Origin of the sequence: Pseudomonas sp. TNT2022 ID1044 (assembly GCF_028656895.1) — a bacterium.
Lineage (GTDB): Bacteria > Pseudomonadota > Gammaproteobacteria > Pseudomonadales > Pseudomonadaceae > Aquipseudomonas > Aquipseudomonas reinekei.
In genome coordinates, this window is sequence record NZ_JAMDHB010000003.1 from 17,378 (window position 1) to 38,314 (window position 20,937).

Here is a 20,937-nt window from a genome sequence, read left to right on the forward strand (position 1 = left end):
AATGGGGGAAGGTCTATGAGTGAGCCTGTCATGGGTGTGGGTATCTGCCGCCCGCCGGCGTTACGCAAATTCGCGTTGCTGGCTACAGCGCTCTCGCTGTTGGGCTCTGCCATGCTGTCAGCCCCTGCGCTGGCCGCGGCTGCGCCGGCATCCGACGTTGTTTATTCCATTGAATCGGCCAAGGCCAGCAAAAGCCTGATGCTCGATGTCGTCCACGCAGGCAAGCGCCTGGTGGCGGTCGGGGATCGCGGGCATATTCTCTATTCCGATGACCAGGGCACGACCTGGACTCAAGCCAAGGTGCCGACCCGGGCACTGCTGACCTCGGTGTTTTTTGTCGATGACAAGCGCGGCTGGGCCGTCGGCCATGATGCGCAGATTCTCGCCAGCGAGGACGGCGGCGTCACCTGGACCAAGCAATTCGAAGATCTCAAACGCGAATCGCCGCTGCTCGACGTCTGGTTCCAGGACGTCAACAGCGGCTTTGCCGTGGGCGCTTACGGCGCGTTGCTGGAAACCACCGATGGCGGCAAACACTGGGAAGACGTCAGTGACCGCCTCGACAACGAAGACCAGTTCCACCTCAACGCCATCGCCGCCATCAAGGATTCCGGGCTGTTCATCGTTGGCGAGCAGGGCAGCATGTTCCGCTCCGCCGATGGGGGCCAGACCTGGGAAAAACTCGAAGGTCCATACGAAGGCTCGCTGTTTGGTGTGATCGGCACCGCACAACCTTCTACGCTGTTGGCCTATGGCCTGCGTGGCAATCTGTATCGTTCTACCGATTTCGGCAGTCACTGGGAGCAAATCGAACTCAAGGCCGAACGCGGCGATCTGGAGTTCGGGCTGTCCGGGGGCACGCTGCTCGAGGATGGTTCCATCGTGATCGTTGGCAACGGCGGTTCGGTGATTCGCAGCAACGACGATGGTGAAACCTTCCAGGTGGTCAACCGCGCGGATCGCATTTCCGTCTCGGCGGTCACGGCGGCGGGCAATGGCAATCTGGTTCTGGCAGGACAGGGTGGCGTTCGCGTCACTTCGCCGAACGGCACCGAGTCGGGCAAATGAGCCGGGTTAATAATAAGAAGGCGCAGCTATGACTTCCTTGAGCACTCATCACCAGGAAAAGGCGACACTCCTAGAGCGCCTGATCTTCAACAACCGCCCGGCAGTGATCGTCATCTGCCTGCTGGTCAGTATTTTCCTGTTCTGGCAGGCGACGCTGATCCGTCCGTCCACCAGTTTCGAAAAAATGATCCCGCTGGAGCACCCCTTCATCCAGAAGATGATGGAGCACCGCAACGATCTGGCGAATCTGGGCAACACCGTGCGGATTTCGGTGGAGGCCACCGATGGCGACATCTTCTCCAAGGAATACATGGAGACCCTGCGCCAGATCAACGACGAAGTGTTCTACATTTCCGGTGTTGACCGTTCCGGCCTCAAGTCGCTGTGGAGTCCGAGCGTACGCTGGACCGAAGTGACGGAGGAGGGCTTCGCCGGGGGGGAAGTGATCCCGCAGAGCTATAACGGCTCCCAGGCCAGTCTCGACCTGCTGCGCAACAACGTGCTCAAGTCCGGGCAGGTTGGCCGCCTGGTGTCCAACGATTTCAAGTCGAGTATCGTCGACATCCCGTTGCTTGAGGCCTATCCGGACCCGCAGGACCAAGGCAAGTTGCTGTCCCTGGACTACCGCAAGTTCTCCCATGAACTTGAAGACAAGATCCGCAACAAGTTCGAAGCGCAGAACCCCAACATCAAGATCCACATCGTCGGTTTCGCCAAGAAGGTCGGTGACCTGATCGATGGCCTGGTGATGGTGGTGATGTTCTTCGGCATCGCCTTCGTCATCACCCTGATCCTGCTCTACTGGTTCACCAACTGCATGCGCAGTACCGTGGCGGTGTTGATTACGACGCTGGTGGCGGTGGTCTGGCAGCTCGGGTTGATGCACTTCTTCGGTTTCGGCCTCGATCCTTATTCAATGCTGGTGCCGTTCCTGATCTTTGCCATCGGTATTTCCCACGGCGTGCAGAAGATCAACGGTATCGCCCTGCAGTCCAGTGAGGCGGACAACGCCCTGACCGCCGCGCGCCGGACGTTCCGTCAACTGTTCCTGCCGGGAATGATTGCAATCCTTGCTGACGCGGTGGGCTTCATCACACTGCTGATCATTGATATCGGCGTGATTCGTGAGCTGGCCATCGGCGCGTCCATCGGCGTGGCGGTGATCGTGTTCACCAACCTGATCCTGTTGCCGGTGGCGATTTCCTATGTCGGCATCAGCAAGCGCGCGGTAGACCGCAGCAAAAAGGACGCGACCCGCGAGCATCCGTTCTGGCGCCTGCTGTCGAACTTCGCCAGCCCGAAAGTGGCGCCGGTGTCGATCGTGCTGGCCCTGATGGCATTCGGCGGTGGCCTCTGGTACAGCCAGAACCTGAAAATCGGTGACCTGGATCAGGGAGCGCCGGAACTGCGTCCGGACTCGCGCTACAACAAGGACAACAATTTCATCATCAGCAACTATTCCACCAGTTCTGACGTGTTGGTGGTGATGGTCAAGACCAAGACTGAAGGCTGCTCGCGGTACGAAGCCATGGCGCCGATCGATGAGTTGATGTGGAAGATGCAGAACACCGAGGGCGTGCAGTCAGCGATTTCCCTGGTGACCGTGTCCAAGCAAATGATCAAGGGCATGAACGAGGGCAACCTGAAGTGGGAAACCCTGTCGCGCAACCCTGACGTACTGAACAACTCCATCGCTCGTGCCGATGGCCTGTACAACAACAGTTGCTCGCTGGCACCGGTGCTGGTGTTCCTCAACGATCACAAGGCTGAAACCCTGGATCGCGCGGTGCATGCCGTGCAGGACTTCGCCAAGGAGCACAACACCGAAAACCTCGAGTTCATCCTGGCGGCAGGTAACGCCGGGATCGAGGCGGCGACCAACGAGGTGATCAAGAAGTCCGAGCTGACGATCCTGATCCTGGTGTACATCTGCGTGGCGGTCATGTGCATGATCACCTTCCGCTCCTGGGCGGCGACCTTGTGCATCGTGCTGCCGCTGGTGCTGACGTCGGTGCTCGGCAACGCCCTGATGGCGTTCATGGGGATCGGGGTGAAAGTGGCGACCTTGCCGGTGGTCGCGCTCGGGGTGGGGATTGGCGTGGACTACGGCATCTACATCTACAGTCGCCTGGAAACCTTCCTGCGTGCCGGCCTGCCGTTGCAAGAAGCCTATTACCAGACCCTGAAGTCCACCGGTAAAGCGGTATTGTTCACCGGTCTGTGCCTGGCCATTGGCGTGTGCACCTGGATCTTCTCGGCCATCAAGTTCCAGGCCGACATGGGCCTGATGCTGACCTTCATGCTGCTGTGGAACATGTTTGGTGCGCTGTGGCTGCTCCCAGCACTGGCGCGGTTCCTGATCAAGCCGGAGAAACTGGCGGGACAGAAGGGCAATTCGTTGTTTGCTCACTGATCCACGGTCAGAAACACAAAAGCCGCAACCTCAGGGTTGCGGCTTTTTTACATCTGAATAAACACAACCCCCGCAGGAGCCAGCCTGCTCGTGATGGGGCCAGCTCAGACGCCGCAAATCTCAAGGACTGACGTGATACGGATTCCTCGGATCATGGTTCCAGTCCAGAAACGGCTTGCCGCTGTCCACGGGCACCATCTCGATGCAATCCTGCACCGGGCAAGTGATCTGGCACAGATTGCAACCCACACATTCCTCATCGATCACTTCATAGCGGTGGGTGCCATCGGCGTTTTTCAGACTGGCCACGGCCTGGTGCGAAGTGTCTTCGCAGGCGATATGGCAACGACCGCAACCGATACAGGCCTCCTGGTCGATTTTGGCGATCACCTGATAGTTGATGTCCAGGTACTTCCAGTCAGTGGTATTGCCCACCGCACGCCCGGAAAATTCTGAAATGCGGCTGTAGCCCTGACTGTCCATCCAGCGCGACAGCCCGTCCTTCATCTCCTCAACAATCCGGAAACCGTGCAGCATCGCCGCCGTGCACACCTGCACCGAGCCGCACCCCAGCGCCATGAACTCCGCCGCATCGCGCCAGTTGCCGATGCCGCCAATCCCGCTGATTGGCAGGCCGTGGGTCTGCGGGTCGCGGGCGATTTCGGCGACCATGTTCAAGGCAATCGGCTTGACCGCCGACCCGCAATAACCGCCGTGGGTGCTCTGGCTGCCGACCATGGGGTTGGCGACCATGCGCTCCAGATTGACGCTGGTGATCGAGTTGATGGTGTTGATCAACGACACCGCATCGGCGCCGCCACGGTGTGCCGCGCGGGCAGCGACGCGAATGTCGGTGATGTTCGGTGTGAGCTTGACGATCACTGGCAGCGAGCAATAGGTCTTGCACCAACGGGTGACCTGTTCGACGTATTCCGGTACCTGGCCGACCGCCGCGCCCATGCCGCGTTCCGGCATGCCGTGGGGGCAACCGAAGTTCAACTCGATACCGTCGGCGCCCGTGGCTTCCACCAGCGGCAGGATGTGTTTCCACGACGCTTCGACGCAGGGCACCATCAACGACACGATCAGCGCGCGGTCCGGCCAGTCCTTTTTCACCTGGGTGATTTCCCGCAGGTTGATTTCCAGCGAGCGGTCGGTGATCAGTTCGATGTTGTTGAATCCGAGGACCTCTCTGTTAGCCCCGAAGTGTGCCGAGTAACGCGACGAAACGTTCACCGCCGCCGGGTCTTCTCCCAGGGTTTTCCAGACAACGCCGCCCCAGCCCGCCTCGAAGGCGCGCACCACGTTGTAAGCCTTGTCGGTCGGTGGCGCGGAGGCCAGCCAGAACGGATTGGGCGACTTGATGCCAGCGAAGACAATCGACAGATCGGCCATTTATGCAGCCTCCACGTTGAGCATCAGTTGAGCGTTGATCGCCTCGGCGGCGCGCTTTCCGTGTTGTACCGCTTGTACAGTGAGATCCTGATCGAGGCTGGTGCAGTCGCCACCGGCATACACACCGGCAATGCTGGTGCGCAGGTTTTCATCCACTTCAATGCGCTCGCCCTGACGCTTGAGTTCACGGGCCAGCGGGTCGGCGAGGGCATTGCCGTCGAAGGCCTGGCCGATGGCTTTGAAGATCGCGTCGGCGGCCAGTTCGAAAGTTTCGCCGGTGGTTTGCAGGCGACCCTCGACCAAATGGGTACGGGCGAAACGCATGCCGCGCACCCGACCATTGTCGTCGAGCAGCACGGTGTCCGGCTGAGCCCATGTCAACAGACGCACCTGATTGGCTTTGGCGATGTCCTGTTCGTGGTGGGTGGCGCCCATGTCTTCGACGCCACGGCGGTACACGAGGTTGACGTCGCGAGCGCCAAGGCGAGCCATTTGCACGGCCATGTCGATGGCGGTGTTGCCCGCGCCGAGGACGATGCAACGGTCGGCCAGCGGCAGTTGCGTCAAGTCATCGGCCTGGCGCAATTCGCGGATGTAATCGGTGGCGGCCAGAAGCCCCGGTGCGTCCTCGTGCGCCACCCCCAGTTGCTTGCTGGCCGCCAGACCGAGGCCCAGAAACACTGCGTCGAACTGTTGATGCAGTTCGCTCAGGCTCAGGTTTTCACCGAGCTTTTGCCCGTGACGGATTTCAATGCCACCGATTTGCAGGAGAAAATCCAGTTCCCTTTGGGCGTAGTCGTCCACCAGTTTGTACTTGGCGATCCCGTATTCGTTGAGTCCGCCAGCCTTTTCCCGAGCCTCGAAAATCACCACGTCATGTCCGTGCATGGCACTGCGGTGGGCGCAGGACAATCCGGCCGGACCGGCACCGACCACGGCGATACGCTTGCCGGTAGCGGCCGCGCGGGGGAACGGGTGCTCGCTGAAGTGTGCGTTGTCCACGGCATAGCGTTGCAGCAGGCCGATCAACACCGGCGCGCATTCGTGGGCGTTGTTGCGCACGCAGGCTTGTTGGCAAAGGATTTCCGTCGGGCACACCCGGGCGCAGCTGCCGCCGAGGATGTTGGCCGAAAGGATTTTTTGCGCTGCGCCCTGCACGTTGTCCTGATGGATATTGCGGATGAACGAGGGAATATCGATTTCGCTCGGGCAGGCGTTCACGCATGGCGCGTCGTAGCAATACAGGCAGCGCGAGGCCTCGAGGTGCGCCTGGCGATCATTGAGCGGCGGCGCCAGGTCGGTGAAATGGCCGGCGAGGGCGGCCGCATTCTCTTGGGGATGCGGGAGGTGGTCCAGGGTCTTGATCACGGTTTTGGCCTCACGGTAATGGGAGGTGCTGCCTCTGATGGGCATTGTTTTTTTGTCGGCGGTGATGAAGCCATCGCTGGCAAGTCAGCTCCCACAGGTTTTGTAGACGCCTGAGATCCCTGTAGGAGCTGGCTTGCCAGCGATAGGCCGAAGGCCGCTATCCGCGTTTCACAGCAATAGGCTGATTCAACTCCGCCCGCTTGCTCAGCAAATCAAACACCGCCGGATACGCCGGCCGTTCGATATAGCGCCCGGCACCCCGTTCGGCCCGCAGGTCGCCATCGGCCCAGACCACGCGGCCCTGGCTGATGGTGTGACTGGGCACGCCGCGCACGGTCTTGCCTTCGAAGATGTTGAAGTCGACCTGTTGGTGATGGGTCTTGGCGGAAATGGTCCGGCTGCCTTGCGGGTCCCACAGCACCAGGTCGGCATCGGCGCCAACGCGGATCGCGCCTTTGCGCGGGTAGAGGTTGAAGATCTTCGCCGTGTTGGTGGAGGTGAGGGCGACGAATTGCTGCATCGAAAAACGCCCGGTGTTCACGCCTTCATCCCATAGCACCGCCATACGGTCTTCGATACCGGCCGTGCCGTTGGGGATTTTGCTGAAGTCATCCTTGCCGGCGGCTTTTTGCTCGGCGCAAAAGCAGCAGTGGTCGGTGGCGGTGGTGTGCAGGTTGCCTGATTGCAGGCCATGCCAAAGCGCCTCCTGATGACCGCGCGGGCGGAACGGCGGGCTCATTACGTAGCCGGCAGCGGTCTGCCAGTCCGGGTGTTGATAGACGCTGTCGTCCAGCAGCAAGTGCCCGGCCAGTACTTCACCGTAGACCGGCTGGCCCTTGGCCCGGGCATAGGTGATTTCGTCGAGGGCTTCCCTGGTCGACACGTGCACCAGATACAGCGGCGTGCCGAGTGTTTCGGCAATGCGGATCGCCCGGCTCGCGGCTTCACCTTCAACCTGGGAGGGGCGCGACAACGGATGTGCCTCCGGCCCGGTCATGCCCTGGGCCATCAGTTTGCGTTGCAGGTGATAGACCAACTCGCCGTTTTCGGCATGCACGGTGGGCACGGCACCCAGTTCCAGGCAGCGCTCGAAACTCGCCACCAGGGTGTCATCGGCGGCCATGATCGCGTTCTTGTACGCCATGAAATGCTTGAAGCTGTTGACCCCGTGGTGGGCCACCAACTCGGCCATTTCTTCGCGGACCTGTTCGCTCCACCAGGTGATCGCCACATGGAATCCGTAGTCGGACGCCGACTTCTCGGCCCAGCCACGCCACTGATGGAACGCCTCCATCAAAGACTGCTGCGGGTTGGGAATCACAAAGTCGATGATCGAAGTGGTGCCGCCGGCCAGTCCTGCCGCCGTGCCGCTGAAGAAGTCTTCGCTGGCCACCGTGCCCATGAAGGGCAGTTGCATGTGCGTGTGCGGATCGATGCCGCCGGGCATCAAGTACTGGCCGCTGCCGTCGAGTACTTCTGCGCCGGCGGGAATATCCAGGTTTTCGCCGATGGCCTTGATCACGCCGTCTGCGCAATACACATCGGCGCGATAACTTTCATCATGGGTAATAACGGTAGCGCCACGGATCAACAGAGACATTCCGAGTTCCTCGCAGACAATGACCGGCTGATACCGGTTCTAGGTGTTTTATATACAGCGAGTGCCGACAGGGATATTCCTGTCATGGCTGTCAGGATTAAACGCTAGCTGCAGTTGATGGAATCAGCAAGAATATTTTTTATAAGCTTATTGCTGTTTTAACTAATTGATAAATAACGAATTAAAACGTAAATCACCAAAATGGTGAGGCCTCTCACCATTTTGACGCACTTGACAGGATCCAAATATGGTCAAGATTTCTTATGTGAAATCAGCTGTTTGAGATGGGTCTATGGTTGATGCGCGACTTTGGAAAAAATATCCGCGCACCAGATTGAGTCCTGACTGTTTGGACAACTTGCCCGACATTCGGCCTGAGTGGCACGGCAAACAGTCCAGTCAGTTAATAAAACTGATAAACATCAGTTAGTTGCAAAGTGTTATGGAACTGCCCGATGCGCAAGCGGGGCACTCGGCACGTTTATTGATTCCGCCAGTCCCTGATGAGCAACAATAATCAAAAGAACAGTGGAGCGGCCATGCAACAGATCAGATCGCAAGTGACCGAGCGCGACGGCTTGTTCGAGCTTGAAGCCGGCAGCGATGTCCTCGACAGTCCCCGTTACAACCACGACATCGCACCGACCAAGGTGCGCGAACGAACCTGGAACAAATGGCACATCACCGCGCTGTGGGTCGGCATGGCGATTTGCGTGCCGACTTACACCCTCGGCGGCGTATTGACCGCGTACTTCGGCCTCAGCGTCGGCGAAGCGCTGCTAGCGATTCTGTGCGCCAACATCATTGTGCTGATTCCACTGACGCTCAATGCCTTCCCGGGCACCAAGTACGGCATCCCGTTTCCGGTATTGCTGCGTTCGTCCTTCGGCATCCTCGGGTCCAACATCCCGTGCCTGATCCGTGCGCTGGTGGCGTGTGGCTGGTTCGGCATCCAGACGATGTTCGGTGGCCTGGCGATTCACCTGTTCCTCGGTTCGGTGTTTGAAGGCTGGAAATCCCTGGGTGGCACCGGTGAGGTGATTGGCTTCATGGTGTTTTGGGCGCTGAACCTGTGGGTGGTGATTCGCGGTGCCGAGTCGATCAAATGGCTGGAGACGCTTTCTGCACCGTTGCTGGTGGCCGTGGGCGTGGGGCTGCTGGTGTGGGCGATGCCAAACGTGTCGATGAGCGAACTGCTGGCCATCCCGGCCAAGCGCCCGGAAGGCGCCGGCGTGGCGAGTTACTTCGCCGCCGGGCTGACAGCGATGGTCGGCTTCTGGGCCACGCTGTCGTTGAACATTCCGGACTTCAGCCGCTATGCAAAAAGCCAGAAGGACCAGATTGTCGGGCAGATCATCGGTCTGCCGCTGACCATGTTCCTGTTTGCCTCCCTTGGCGTGGTGATGACCGCGGCTTCCGTGAAGCTGGTGGGCGTGACGGTGTCCGATCCGGTGACCCTGATCGGCCACATCCAGAGCCCGATGTGGGTCGCGCTGGCAATGGCGTTGATCATCATCGCCACCCTGTCGACCAACACCGCGGCCAACATCGTCTCACCGACCAACGATTTCCAGAACATCGCGCCCAAGGTGATCAACCGCACCAACGCCGTGCTGCTCACCGGGCTGGTCGGCTTGGCCCTGATGGCCCATGAACTGTTGAAAAAGCTCGGCCTGATTGTCTCGCAGGTCAGTCTCGAATCCGTTTACTCAAACTGGTTGCTCGGCTATTCCAGTCTGCTTGGGCCGATCGCCGGGATCATGGTCGTGGACTATTTCCTGATCAGGAAACAGCAACTGGACCTCGCCGGCCTGTATCGCGATGACGTGTATCCGGCGTGGAACTGGAGCGGTTTCATCGCGTTTGGTGTGCCGGTGGTGCTGACGTTGTTGTCGCTGGGCAGCGATGCGTTCAGCTGGTTCTACAGCTATGGCTGGTTTACCGGCTCGGCGCTGGGCGGGTTGATTTATTACGGGTTGAGTGTGATGCGGCCTAGCCCGTCTGTTGCGAAATCTGCGGTGTGAGGGCGGCCGTCATCGCTGGCAAGCCAGCTCCCACAGGTTTCTCAAGCGTTCACAAAACCTGTGGGAGCGGGCTTGCCCGCGATGAGGGCTTCAAAATCACCGACGAATTGCCTGAAAAAATCCATAAGAACAGCCTGAGGAGATCACCATGAACGCGGCCATAGACGTTCTGCAATCCACCCATCAGCACATCAATCGCGATCGTTTGTGGCAATCGCTCATGGAGCTGGCCAAGCTCGGTGCCACGGTCAAGGGCGGCGTCTGTCGCCTGGCCCTGACCGATCTCGACCGCCAGGCCCGGGACATTTTCGTCAACTGGTGTGAGGAGGCGGGCTGTACCGTCAGCGTCGACGCCGTCGGCAATATTTTCGCCCGCCGCCCTGGCCGCAACCCGAACCTGCCACCGGTGATGACCGGCAGCCACATCGACACCCAACCCACCGGCGGCAAGTTCGACGGCTGTTTCGGCGTACTGGCCGGCGTCGAAGTGCTGCGCACGCTGAACGATCTGAAGATAGAAACCGAGGCGCCGCTGGAAGTGGTGGTCTGGACCAACGAAGAGGGCTCGCGCTTCGCTCCGTGCATGATGGGCTCCGGGGTGTTCGCGGAAAAATTCACGCTTGAAGACACCCTGGCCAAGGTCGACGCCGAGGGCGTGACGGTGGGCGAGGCGCTCAACGCCATTGGTTATGCGGGCGAACGCAAGGTCAGCGGGCACAAGGTCGGTGCCTACTTTGAAGCCCACATTGAGCAGGGCCCGATCCTCGAAGACGAACGTAAAACCATAGGCGTGGTGATGGGCGCTCTCGGGCAAAAATGGTTCGACCTGAAACTGCGCGGCGTCGAAGCCCACGCCGGCCCGACCCCGATGCACCTGCGCAAGGACGCCCTGGTTGGCGCCGCGGTGATCGTTGGCGCGGTCAATCGCGCCGCCCTCGGCCATCAACCCCACGCCTGCGGCACTGTCGGTTGCCTGCAAGCCTATCCCGGTTCGCGCAATGTCATTCCCGGTGAAGTGCGCATGACCCTGGACTTCCGCCATCTGGAGCCGGCACGGCTGGACTCGATGATCGCCGAAGTCCGTAAAATCATCGAAACCACCTGCGAAGAACACGGCCTGACCTTCGAGCTCACGCCAACAGCGGACTTCCCGCCGCTGTATTTCGACAAGGGTTGCGTTGAAGCCGTGCGCGGCGCCGCGCAGGGCCTGGGCCTGTCGCACATGGACATCGTCAGCGGTGCCGGGCATGACGCGATCTTCCTCGCCGAACTCGGCCCGGCCGGTATGATCTTCGTGCCGTGCGAAGGCGGCATCAGCCACAACGAAATCGAAAACGCCGCACCGGATGATCTGGCTGCCGGGTGCGCGGTGCTGTTGCGAGCGATGCTGGCGGCTTCGGCGGCATTGGCTAGCTGAAAATAAACGATCGCAGCTTGCGGCATTTGAGCTGCCGAAGGCTGCGATCTATTGATTCTCAACCCATCGCGACAACCTCAAGACGTTCACTCACCACCAGATCCGCCTACGAGCTTCGACCGATGCCCGTCAGCAAACGCTCGGTACGCTCCTTGGGACCGAGCTGACCGATACAGGCGGGCGCGGCTTGCATGGAATCTACTCGCAAAGTTGAAGAAGGCCCCTCTGGGAGGGGCGGGGGTGAGCTCCAGATCAATCGTCCACGTTCATCAACTGCCGCACCCCATCCCACGCCTCGGCGCGCATCTGCTGCACATCCAGCCCCGGAATCACGCCGTCATCGACCACCACGCGACCGCCCACCAGGCTGTAGCGCACCGCAATCGGTTCGCCCGCCACCACGGGTGCCACGGCGATGTCGTGGAAGCCGAAGAAACGCGGATGATCCAGGCCATAAATCACCAGATCCGCCGCCTGACCGATTTCCAGCGTACCGACCGAACCCAACCCCAGCACCTGTGCACCACCGGCCGTGCCCCAGTGGATGACATCCTCGGCGGTGGTCGCCGACGCGCCTTGCTCCGCACGATGGATCAGCCACGCGGTGTTGGCTTCACCGACCATGCTCCCGGACTCGTTGGAGGCCACGCCGTCGACGCCCAGGGAGATCGGCACACCCGCCTCGAACATCTGCGGGATCGGCGCGACGCCGCTACCCAAGCGCGCATTGCTCACCGGGCAGTGGGAAACGCCAGTGCCGGTTTGCGCGAGCATGCGGATTTCACCGGGTTGCATATGCACCGCGTGAGCGAACCAGACGTCCGGGCCAAGCCATTCGTGTTCGGCGACGAATTCCACCGGCAGGCAGTTGTACTTTTCGCGGCAGAAATTCACGTAGTTCTGCGTCTCGGACAAGTGCGTGTGCAGGCGCAAGCCGAGGCCTCGGGCGGTGTGCGCCAGTTCCCGCAGCAGCGTCGGCGGCAGCGAGAACGTCGGTGTGGTGGGTGCCACCACCACCCGGCGCATCGCATCCGGGGTGTCCTGGTGATACCGCGACTTCAGGCGTTCAATATCGCCGACCATCTGATCCAGGGTTTCCGGCTGCAGCGCGGTTTTCGAAAACCCGGGATGGGCGCTGGCGGACTCCAGCGCACCGCCACGGCACAGCACAAAACGCAGGCCGAACTCATCGGCCATGTCGAACAGCAGGTCGCCCGTCTCGGTGGTGCCGTTGGCGTGGTAGAGGTAATGGTGATCGGCGCAGGTCGTCACCCCCGACAGCAGCAATTCGGCCATGCCCAGCCGTGCGGCGATGCGCGCCAGTTGCGGCGTGAACCGGTTGAGGCGCGGGTAGGGCACGCTGGCCAGCCAGCCTTGCAAGTCCTGATTCAAGCCTTCAGGCACGGCTTTGAGCAGGTTCTGGAACAGGTGATGGTGAGTGTTGATCCAGCCCGGATACACCACCGAATGACGCGCATCGATCACCCGTTCGCCGGGTTGTGCTTCAAGGTTGGCGGCCATTTCGGCGACGCGGCCGTTGACGATCCGAATATCCACGGCACCGGCCCGGGCACGGGGGCCGCGCAGGCCGGTCATCACCGCCACGGGGTTTTTGATCAGGATGTTTTGAACGTGAGTCATGGGCGGCTCCAGTCAGAGGCTGTGGGAAGCGGATTTGCTGGCGGCGGCATCAGGCACGCTGACACCGTTGAGAGCGGCGTTAAGCAACACCGACACCAGGCAGGCGATCACCACGCTGCTGTGCAGGAACGGCTGCGACCACTCAGGTAATTGCTTGAACAAGGCCGGTGCCAGCACCGGCACCAGGGCGGCGGCGATGGTGAAACCGACGATCAGCACGTTGTAGCGATTGCGCTCGTAGTCGACCTTGGACAGGGTCTGGATCCCCGCCGCCGCGACCACGCCGAACATGGCGATCCCGGCGCCGCCGAGGGCGGCGGTCGGCATCGACGCGATGATCGCGCCAGCCTTGGGCACCAGGGCCACTGAGCACATCAACAAGCCGCTGACGGCCACCACCCAACGACTACGCACGCCGGTGAGGATCACCAGGCCGACGTTTTCCATGAACGCAATGAACGGAAACGCAGCGAACATCCCGGCGATGGTGCTGGCCAGGCCGTTGGCGCGCAGGCCGTTGATCACCTGTTTGTCTTCCACCGGTTTGTCGACGATGTCGCCGATGGCCACGAACAGCCCCATGGACTCGACCATCTGCACAATCATCACCACCACCATGGTGGCGATGGGGATCAGGCTGAAGGTCGGCAGGCCGAAATAGAACGGGTAGGGCACGGTCAGCCAGGGTGATTCCTGCACGCTGTGAAAACTGCCCATGCCCATCCCGTAAGCCAGCCCGGCACCGACGAGCATGCCCACCAGCACCGCCATGTTGCGCAACATCGGGCTGCCATAACGGTTGACCAGGAGGATGGTGAGCAACACGACGGCTGCGACCGCGAGGTACGCCGGCGCGCCAAAATCCGCGGCATGACGCCCGCCGCCGACCCACTCATAGGCAATCGGAAACAGCTGCAACCCAATTACCGTGACGATGCAACCGGTGACCACCGGCGGAAAAAAGCGTCGCAAACGCCCCACGAACGGCGCGGCGAGCATGGTGAAAATCCCCGCGCCGATCACCGCTCCGCAGACCCCGGCGAAGCCGACTTCCGGGTTGCTGCCGATGGCAATGACCGGCCCCACGCTGCTGAAGGCTACGCCCTGGAGAATCGGCAGACGCACACCGAATTTCCAGAAGCCGACGGTTTGCAGGATCGTGGCAATGCCGGAACAGAACAGCGTGGTGCTGATCAGCACTACGGTATCGGCCTGGGACATCTTCAAGGCACTGGCAACAATCAACGGCACGGCGATGGCGCCGATGTACGAGACGGCCATGTGTTGCAGACCGAGGGTGAGCATTTGTCGCACCGATAACACCTGGTCGACGGGATGGAGGGTGGAGACGGGTTTTGAAGGGGTAGTGGCTGACGACATGGGGAAACACCTCTAGCTGTTGTTATTCGGTAAAGAGGGGTATTCGTTCTGATGCCGAGGCACCGCCGCCATGTAGGAGCCGGCTTGCTGGCGATAGCGGCCGACCAGCCAACATTTCTGTCCACTGGAAGTCCGCTATCGCTGGCAAGCCAGCTCCTACAGGTGTTGAGTGTTGCCCGATGCATCAGTCATTCATGTGCCCCGGAACCGCCATCCACCGGCTCCGATGCCTTGGTTCAGCCTGCCAGGCAGGCGGCAAAGCCCTGGTTCAACGCCGCGCGATCCAGGTCGCGACCGATGAACACAATCTTGCTGGAACGCGGTTCGTTGCCCCACAAGGTCGAGGCGCGGAACTCGACGAGGCTGTGCACCCCTTGCAGGACGTAGCGCTGGTCCTGATCGGCGACCGCCAGCACACCTTTCATGCGGTACAGGTTGTCGGCCTGCTCGGTGCGCAGTTTCGTGATCCAGCGGTGGAAGTCGCCCAGGTTGACAGCGCCGTCCACGGCGATGCCCACCGACGACACGCTCGGGTCGTGCTCATGGTCTGGTTCGTCGTGCTCGTGTTCATGTTGATCGCCGTGATGATCGTGCTCGGCACCGATCTCCATGAGTTTTTGCGTGGACTCGAAGGCTCCAATGCCGAGGATTTTCGACAGGTCGATCTCGGCGTAGCTTGACGTCACCAGGTCGGCGGTGGCGTTCAGACCGCGGATTTTGTCGCTGAGGGACGCCACTTCGGCGGCGCTGACCAGGTCGACCTTGTTGATGACGATACGGTCGGCGCAGACAATCTGATCCACGGCCTGGTTGTCGACGCCGTCGAGTTGCAGGTCTTCCAGGTGCTGGGCGATGTGCTTGGCGTCGACCATGGTGACGATGGCGTCGAGTTCGACTTCATCGGCAATCGGGTCGTTGATGAAAAAGCTCTGGGCCACCGGGTACGGGTCAGCCAGGCCGCTGGTTTCGATCAGGATATGATCGAGCCGTACCGGCCGCGCCACCAGTTCGCGGACAATGCGCACCAGGTCCTCGCGGACCTCGGCGGTGCAGCACACGCAGCCGTTGACCATCTCGTAGATTTCCTCGGTTTCGGAACTGAGCACCAGGTCGCCGTCGATGCCGACTTCACCGAATTCGTTCTCGATCACGGCGATTTTCCGGCCGTGGTTTTCCTTGAGGATGTAGTTGAGCAGCGTGGTTTTACCGGCGCCGAGGAAACCGGTGAGGATGGTGACCGGGATTTTGGTGTTGGGGGTTGGGGCGTTGAATGGGGTGTTCATGTGATGCTCCTTACCTGTGTTTTGTCGGAGTGCGATCGACCGTGGGAGCTAGCCTGCTAGCGATGGCGGTGTGTCATTCAACGGTATGGCGACGGGTCCACCGTAATCGCTAGCAGGCTAGCTCCCACAGGGTTTTGGGGGTTCTTGCCAGCGTCGTGCCGTACCGGCATCGAGGCCAAACAGGTCGAGGACCCGGCCGAGGCTGTGATCGACCATTTGCGCCAGGTCTTGCGGACGGGCGTAGAAGGCCGGGACGGGCGGGGCGATGATCCCGCCCATCTCGGTGACAGCGTTCATGTTGCGCAGGTGGGCGAGGGTCAGCGGGGTTTCCCGGGCCATCAGCACCAGGGTCCGACGTTCCTTGAGGGTGACGTCGGCGGCGCGGCCGATCAGCCCCGAGGAAGTCCCGGTGGCGATTTCCGCCAGGGTGCGCATGGAACACGGCGCCACGACCATGCCCAGGCAGCGGAACGAACCGCTGGCGATCCCGGCGGCCACGTCGTCAGCGCGGTGGTAGTGGCTGGCCAGCGCGGTGACGTCGGCCAGTTTGTAGTCGGTTTCATGGGCCATGGTCAGCAGTGCCGCGCGACTGATGATCAGGTGGCTTTCGATGTCCAGTTCGGCAAGCAATTGCAGCAGGCGCACGCCGTAGATGAACCCCGATGCACCGCTGATACCCACCACCATGCGCTGGCGATTCATGACGCCAGGCTCTTGAGCAGGTTGCGCGCGCGCGCCACCACCGCCGGATCCAGCTGCGCCTTGATACCGTCAAAACCTGAACCGCGCGTGGCGTCCAGGCCCATGCGTGAGGTGGTGCCATTGACCGAGGACGAAGGGTCCAGCGGGCTGCCGGGCAAACCGTCGATGACGAAGATGTCCTGGTGCGGCTGGAAGTGCGTGGCCAACGCCCACAGCACCTGGCTGTCGTCGCTGATGTCGATGTCGCTGTCCACCGCGATCACGCTTTTCAGGTACGGGTCCCAGCCGAGCAACGCCAGCATGATCTGCCGCGCCTCGCCGTCGCGGCTCTGGTCCAGCGCCACGTAGCAGTGAAAATGGGTGCCGGAATTGGGGTAGTGCACGGCTGTCACGGCGGGGAATCGAGCCTTGAGTTTCTCGCTCATCTCCGCTTCCCGGGGCAGCCGTGCGAGGGTCAGGTGCTCGGCGTAACGGCCGCCGACCACGTCCACCAGCCAGGCGTCCTTGCGCCGCATCAGGGTGTCGACCCGCAGCACATTGTTGGTCGAGCGATCCGAGGAGTAACCGCTGAACTCCCCGAACGGACCTTCCTCGGCGTAGGCCGCCGGGTCAATGGCGCCTTCCAGTACGTACTCCGCGTACGCTGGCACGCCGATGCCATAGCGTGGGGTTTTCACCAGCTCCAGTGGCGCGCCGAACAAGCCCCCGGCCACGGCGCGTTCATCGCTGCCGAAGGGCAAGCGCGCGGCGGCGGCCAGCATGAACAGCGGGTGCGCGCCGACCACCATGGCCACGCGTAATTCTTCGCCACGCTCGCGGGCGGTTTGCAGCATGCGCCACAGGTGACCGCGGGAATGCAGGCTGGTGGCGAGGGTCTGCCGGGCATGGCGCATCGAGCGGTGATAGCTCATGTTGGCGATACCAGTGACCGGGTCTTCGGCAATGATGATTGCGTTGGTGATGTAAGGGCCGCGGTCGCTATCGAAATGCTTGAGCATCGGCAGCAGCGCCAGGTCCACGGCTTCGCCTTCGAAGATTTCGTCCAGCACCGGACCGCTTTCCACATAGCGCGGGGCGATGGGGTTGTTGGCGCGTTTCTGGAAGGTCTCGTGCAACTGCGCCGGGTCGACGCCGAACATTCGTGCAATACGGGTGCGGGAGGCGAACAGATTGGTGGCCACCGGCGCGCCGAAGTTGCCGACTTTTTCGCAGATCAGCAACGGATCGCGACCCTGGCTGGCCAGGGCATCGACCAGGGCCGTGACGTCCTGATCGGCTGAAAGACTGTGTGGGACCGTGAGCACATCGTCCGGGTATTGCCGGCGATAAGCGTCTATAAAATCGTGAAAATCCTGAGTATCGCCGAGCGTGGAGAGGGTCATGGTTTCACCTCGTGAAAAACGATGCTGTGCACCTGTTGGAGCCGGTTTGCTGGCGAAGTTGTGTCAATCGACATCAATGCAGCCGACACGCCATCGCCAGCAAGCCGGCTCCTACAGAGAGGGCGAGGGTCAGAGGTACGTCGTGGTCAGGCGAATGTCCGCCTCGATCAGGTCCTTGGGCGGCGGCGTCGGTTCGATGCCGCACAACCTTGCAATGTTGTTGCCCAGGTAATCCTCAAGGTGGTCCTCATCGATGCCCAGGCCTTGCGGCGCTGGCGAGCACAGCACCTCCAGTTCCCGCAGCCACATGCCCGGTTCGTTCGGCGGCGAATCGGTGCCGAACACGATCTTGTTGCGCGGCAGGTCCTTGGCGAACTCGACGATCCGCGACTGGAAGCACCAGCCCGATTCGCAGTACACGTTCGGCGTGTCCATGGCCATCCAGAACGCCTCGAACGAGTAGTTGCCCCCGGTCTGGATACCGAAGTGACCAATGATGAAGTTGACCATCGGGAATTCGCGAATGATCGGGTAGAACATCGTCGGGATGGTGTACGGCCCGTCACCGGTGTGGATCAGCACCACAATGTTGTACTTGGCGCAGACCTTCATTGCCGGGCGCAGCCAGTCCAGCGCCCGGTCCGGACGATAGCCGTGCATGTTGGCGTGCAGCTTGAGCATCTTGAAACCGTATTCCTTGATGTGGAATTCCAGCTCCGCCGCACCGTTTTCCGGTCCCCAGCGCGGGTTGAAGTTGAAGTTGCCGATGAAGCGATCCGGGTACTTCACGCACAGCTCGGCAACGTACGACATGTAGTCGCGCACGCCTTCGCGGCCCCGGCGGTTGCCGTCGCGATAGCCGGTGTTGCCCGGTGGCGGCTGGATGAAGCCCATGTCGATACGGCGCGGCTTGCCGTTGATCATGTACGGGCCGTCCATCAGCTTGAGCATGCGCTCGCCGGTGAACGGTTCGCCGGTGTGGCGCCAGGCCTCGTCGACCAGGTTGGTAGGGTGCAGATGGGTATCGATAATCATCGGTTCAGCTCCTGGCCAGTTGCGTGGTGACGGGGCGCTTGAGTTGCGCCTCTGCTTCGGAAACGGAACGCGGCGGCGGGGTCGGTTCGAGGCCGATCATCCGTGCGGTGTTGTTGCCCAGGTACTCTTCGAGGGTGTCTTCGTCGAGGTTCAAACCCTGTGGCGGCTCGTGGCACAACACCTCCAGCAGGCGCAGCCACATGCCCGGCTCGTTCGGCGGGGTGTCGGTACCGAACAGGATCTTGTGCGTCGGCAGGACCTTGGCGAATTCAACGATCCGCGATTGCAGGCACCAGCCCGATTCGCAGTAGACGTTGGGCAGCTCCATCGCCCATTGCATCGGTTCGAACACGTAGACGCCGCCGGTCTGCACGCCAAAGTGCGCCATGATGAAATCGACGTTGGGGAACTCCTTGATCATCGGCACCCATTCCGACGGGATGCTGTAAGGCCCGTCACCGGTGTGCAGCTTGACCGGGATACCCAGCTCGGCACATTTTTCGAAGGCCGGGCGCACCCAGTCCAGGGCGCGGTCGGGACGGTAGGCATGCATGTTGGCCTGCATCTGGACCATCTTGAACCCGTGTTCCTTGACGTAGCGCTCGATCGCCTCGACGCCGTTTTCCACGCCGCAGCGCGGGTTGTAGACGAAGCAGCCGATGAAACGGTCCGGGTAGGTCTGGACCATTTTCAGGGTGTAGGCCATGTAGGCGTCGATGGACTCGCGGCCGCTAAGGTCGCCGTCGGTCCAAGTGTAAATGGTGTTGCCCTGCGGGGGCTGGATGAAGGCTTTGTCGATGCGGCGAGGTTTGCCGTTGACCATGTACGGGCCATCCATCATCTCCAGCAGACGCTCGCCGGTGAACGGGTCACCGTCATGCCTCCAGGCGAGGTCCACCAGATCGGTGGGATAGCAGCTGATATCGATGATCATTGAAGTCGATCTCCTGATAGCGGGGAAGGGAACCTTGCGGTTCACAGCAGCCACGTCCCGGGCAATCGGCCATTTCTATGCGCAAAGACTCACGCATTCCCTCGCCTGGTCGCATCCGGCTCGGGACGCTGGCTGCTTGGGGGGAAGTATTGGAAGGGGGTGTCGGGTTCGTACAATATTAATTGGGCGAGGGGTTGATATGCGTTCGATATGGTTTTGTGTTGACTGGGCGGGCCTCATCGCTGGCAAGCCAGCTCCCACAGTGATCGATGGTGATAACCCAATTTGTTGCACACCACAAAAACCTGTGGGAGCTGGCTTGCCAGCGATGGCGTCAGTGTTGTGTAAGCAAGGCCAATTGCCTGACCGCCTCAACCACCGGCGCCACCCGTTCGACTTGCCCCGGCGGCCATACCGCATACAGGTTGTAATGCGCGGCAATCTGCGCCTCGTTGAGCGCCACTAACCGCCCGCTGCGCAACGCATCCGCCGCCAGCAAACCACGCACCAGCCCGGCACCGACACCGGCCTCGGCCGCTGCAATCAGGTTCGCCGCGTTATCAAACACCACCCGCGGCGGTGGTTCGTTCGGTGGCATGCCGGCCGCATCCAGCCATGGAATCCACGACCGTCTCGTGTAGCCCAACAGAGGCAATTCAAGGATCTGCTGCGGACTCAACGGCAACTGCAAACCATAGCGCTCCAGCAGTGCCGGCGACGCCACCGCCATCACCCGATCGCCGCAAATCTGCGTCATCTCGCAGTCTTCCCAATCGCCATAACCGTAGCGCAAGGCGAGGTCCACACGCTCGAACGCGCTGCGGTCCGAACGCGGCATCGACAACAGCACCACCTCATGATCGGGCAACAGATCCAGCAGTTGTGGCAAGCGCGGGTTGAGCCAGCTCTGGGCCAGTTCACTGTCGACATCCAGGGTCAGGCGTTGCGCCACGCTGCGGTTTTTCACTGAAGACAGTGCCCGGTCGATCTGCGCCAGGCCGTCGGACAGCACACTGGCGAACAGTTGCCCGGCATCGGTCAGGTTGCTGCCGCCGCCTTCGCGCACAAACAGCGGCTGGCCGATGAAGTCTTCAAGGGCGCGAATTTGCTGGCTGATGGCGCTGTGGGTCAGATCGAGCTTGCGCGCCGCGCTGGAGAAACTGCCGCTGCGCGCCGCCTGGATAAAGGCGTTCATGGACTGCACCGACGGGTATCGCTTGTACATGCTGTTAGTCCTACTTACACAGGATGGCAGAAATCGTCGCTGGCCCCGTTTTCACAAGGCTTCCAATAAT

Annotated in this window: 15 protein-coding genes; 4 read left to right on the forward strand and 11 right to left on the reverse strand. The window is 61.3% G+C overall.

Annotated elements, in window-relative coordinates; all coding sequences use genetic code 11:
* Positions 1–15 precede the first annotated feature (15 nt).
* Both M5G20_RS04945 and M5G20_RS04950 read left to right on the forward strand, forming a co-directional pair.
* Positions 16–1,068 (forward strand): WD40/YVTN/BNR-like repeat-containing protein, encoded by a 1,053-nt coding sequence (locus tag M5G20_RS04945; protein WP_273918188.1) that lies wholly within the window; start codon positions 16–18, stop codon positions 1,066–1,068.
* A 28-nt stretch (positions 1,069–1,096) separates the two neighbouring features.
* Entirely contained in the window at positions 1,097–3,481 is a 2,385-nt protein-coding gene (locus M5G20_RS04950) for an efflux RND transporter permease subunit (protein ID WP_273918189.1), read from the forward strand.
* A 120-nt stretch (positions 3,482–3,601) separates the two neighbouring features.
* Here M5G20_RS04950 and preA read toward each other — a convergent pair whose 3' ends face one another.
* From preA to hydA, 3 genes are all read right to left on the reverse strand, one after another.
* Positions 3,602–4,876 (reverse strand): NAD-dependent dihydropyrimidine dehydrogenase subunit PreA, encoded by a 1,275-nt coding sequence (preA, locus tag M5G20_RS04955; RefSeq protein WP_273918190.1) that lies wholly within the window; start codon positions 4,874–4,876, stop codon positions 3,602–3,604.
* Positions 4,877–6,244 carry an NAD(P)-dependent oxidoreductase gene (locus M5G20_RS04960; protein WP_273918396.1) on the reverse strand — a complete coding sequence of 456 codons (1,368 nt, stop codon included), beginning with the start codon at positions 6,242–6,244 and terminating at the stop codon, positions 4,877–4,879.
* A 157-nt stretch (positions 6,245–6,401) separates the two neighbouring features.
* The gene (gene hydA, locus M5G20_RS04965) at positions 6,402–7,844 is read right to left on the reverse strand and encodes a dihydropyrimidinase (RefSeq protein WP_273918191.1); all 1,443 of its coding nucleotides are present in this window, start codon (positions 7,842–7,844) and stop codon (positions 6,402–6,404) included.
* 539 nt (positions 7,845–8,383) lie between these two features.
* Here hydA and M5G20_RS04970 point away from each other — a divergent pair.
* Positions 8,384–9,868, forward strand: a complete 1,485-nt coding sequence (locus tag M5G20_RS04970) for an NCS1 family nucleobase:cation symporter-1 (protein WP_273918192.1) — start codon at positions 8,384–8,386, stop codon at positions 9,866–9,868.
* Positions 9,869–10,016: 148 nt separating this feature from the next.
* Positions 10,017–11,285 (forward strand): Zn-dependent hydrolase, encoded by a 1,269-nt coding sequence (locus M5G20_RS04975; RefSeq protein WP_273918193.1) that lies wholly within the window; start codon positions 10,017–10,019, stop codon positions 11,283–11,285.
* 252 nt (positions 11,286–11,537) lie between these two features.
* Here M5G20_RS04975 and M5G20_RS04980 read toward each other — a convergent pair whose 3' ends face one another.
* From M5G20_RS04980 to M5G20_RS05015, 8 genes are all read right to left on the reverse strand, one after another.
* Positions 11,538–12,926, reverse strand: coding sequence for an amidohydrolase family protein (locus M5G20_RS04980; RefSeq protein ID WP_273918194.1), 1,389 nt, complete (start codon positions 12,924–12,926; stop codon positions 11,538–11,540).
* A gap of 12 nt (positions 12,927–12,938) precedes the next feature.
* On the reverse strand, positions 12,939–14,306 hold the full coding sequence (locus tag M5G20_RS04985; protein WP_273918195.1) for a nucleobase:cation symporter-2 family protein: 1,368 nt from the start codon (positions 14,304–14,306) through the stop codon (positions 12,939–12,941).
* Between the two features lie 236 nt (positions 14,307–14,542).
* A complete protein-coding gene (locus tag M5G20_RS04990; protein WP_273918196.1) occupies positions 14,543–15,589 on the reverse strand; it encodes a CobW family GTP-binding protein in 1,047 nt (348 codons plus the stop codon).
* Positions 15,590–15,706: 117 nt separating this feature from the next.
* Entirely contained in the window at positions 15,707–16,291 is a 585-nt protein-coding gene (locus M5G20_RS04995) for a UbiX family flavin prenyltransferase (protein ID WP_273918197.1), read from the reverse strand.
* Positions 16,288–17,673 carry a UbiD family decarboxylase gene (locus tag M5G20_RS05000; protein ID WP_273918198.1) on the reverse strand — a complete coding sequence of 462 codons (1,386 nt, stop codon included), beginning with the start codon at positions 17,671–17,673 and terminating at the stop codon, positions 16,288–16,290. Before M5G20_RS05000 ends, M5G20_RS04995 begins: the two co-directional genes overlap by 4 nt.
* Before the next feature lie 129 nt (positions 17,674–17,802).
* The gene (locus tag M5G20_RS05005) at positions 17,803–18,708 is read right to left on the reverse strand and encodes an amidohydrolase family protein (protein WP_053158646.1); all 906 of its coding nucleotides are present in this window, start codon (positions 18,706–18,708) and stop codon (positions 17,803–17,805) included.
* A 4-nt stretch (positions 18,709–18,712) separates the two neighbouring features.
* Positions 18,713–19,642 carry an amidohydrolase family protein gene (locus M5G20_RS05010; RefSeq protein ID WP_150732737.1) on the reverse strand — a complete coding sequence of 310 codons (930 nt, stop codon included), beginning with the start codon at positions 19,640–19,642 and terminating at the stop codon, positions 18,713–18,715.
* 334 nt (positions 19,643–19,976) lie between these two features.
* Complete coding sequence (locus M5G20_RS05015; RefSeq protein ID WP_273918199.1) at positions 19,977–20,867, reverse strand: LysR substrate-binding domain-containing protein; 891 nt, start codon at positions 20,865–20,867, stop codon at positions 19,977–19,979.
* Positions 20,868–20,937 lie beyond the last annotated feature (70 nt).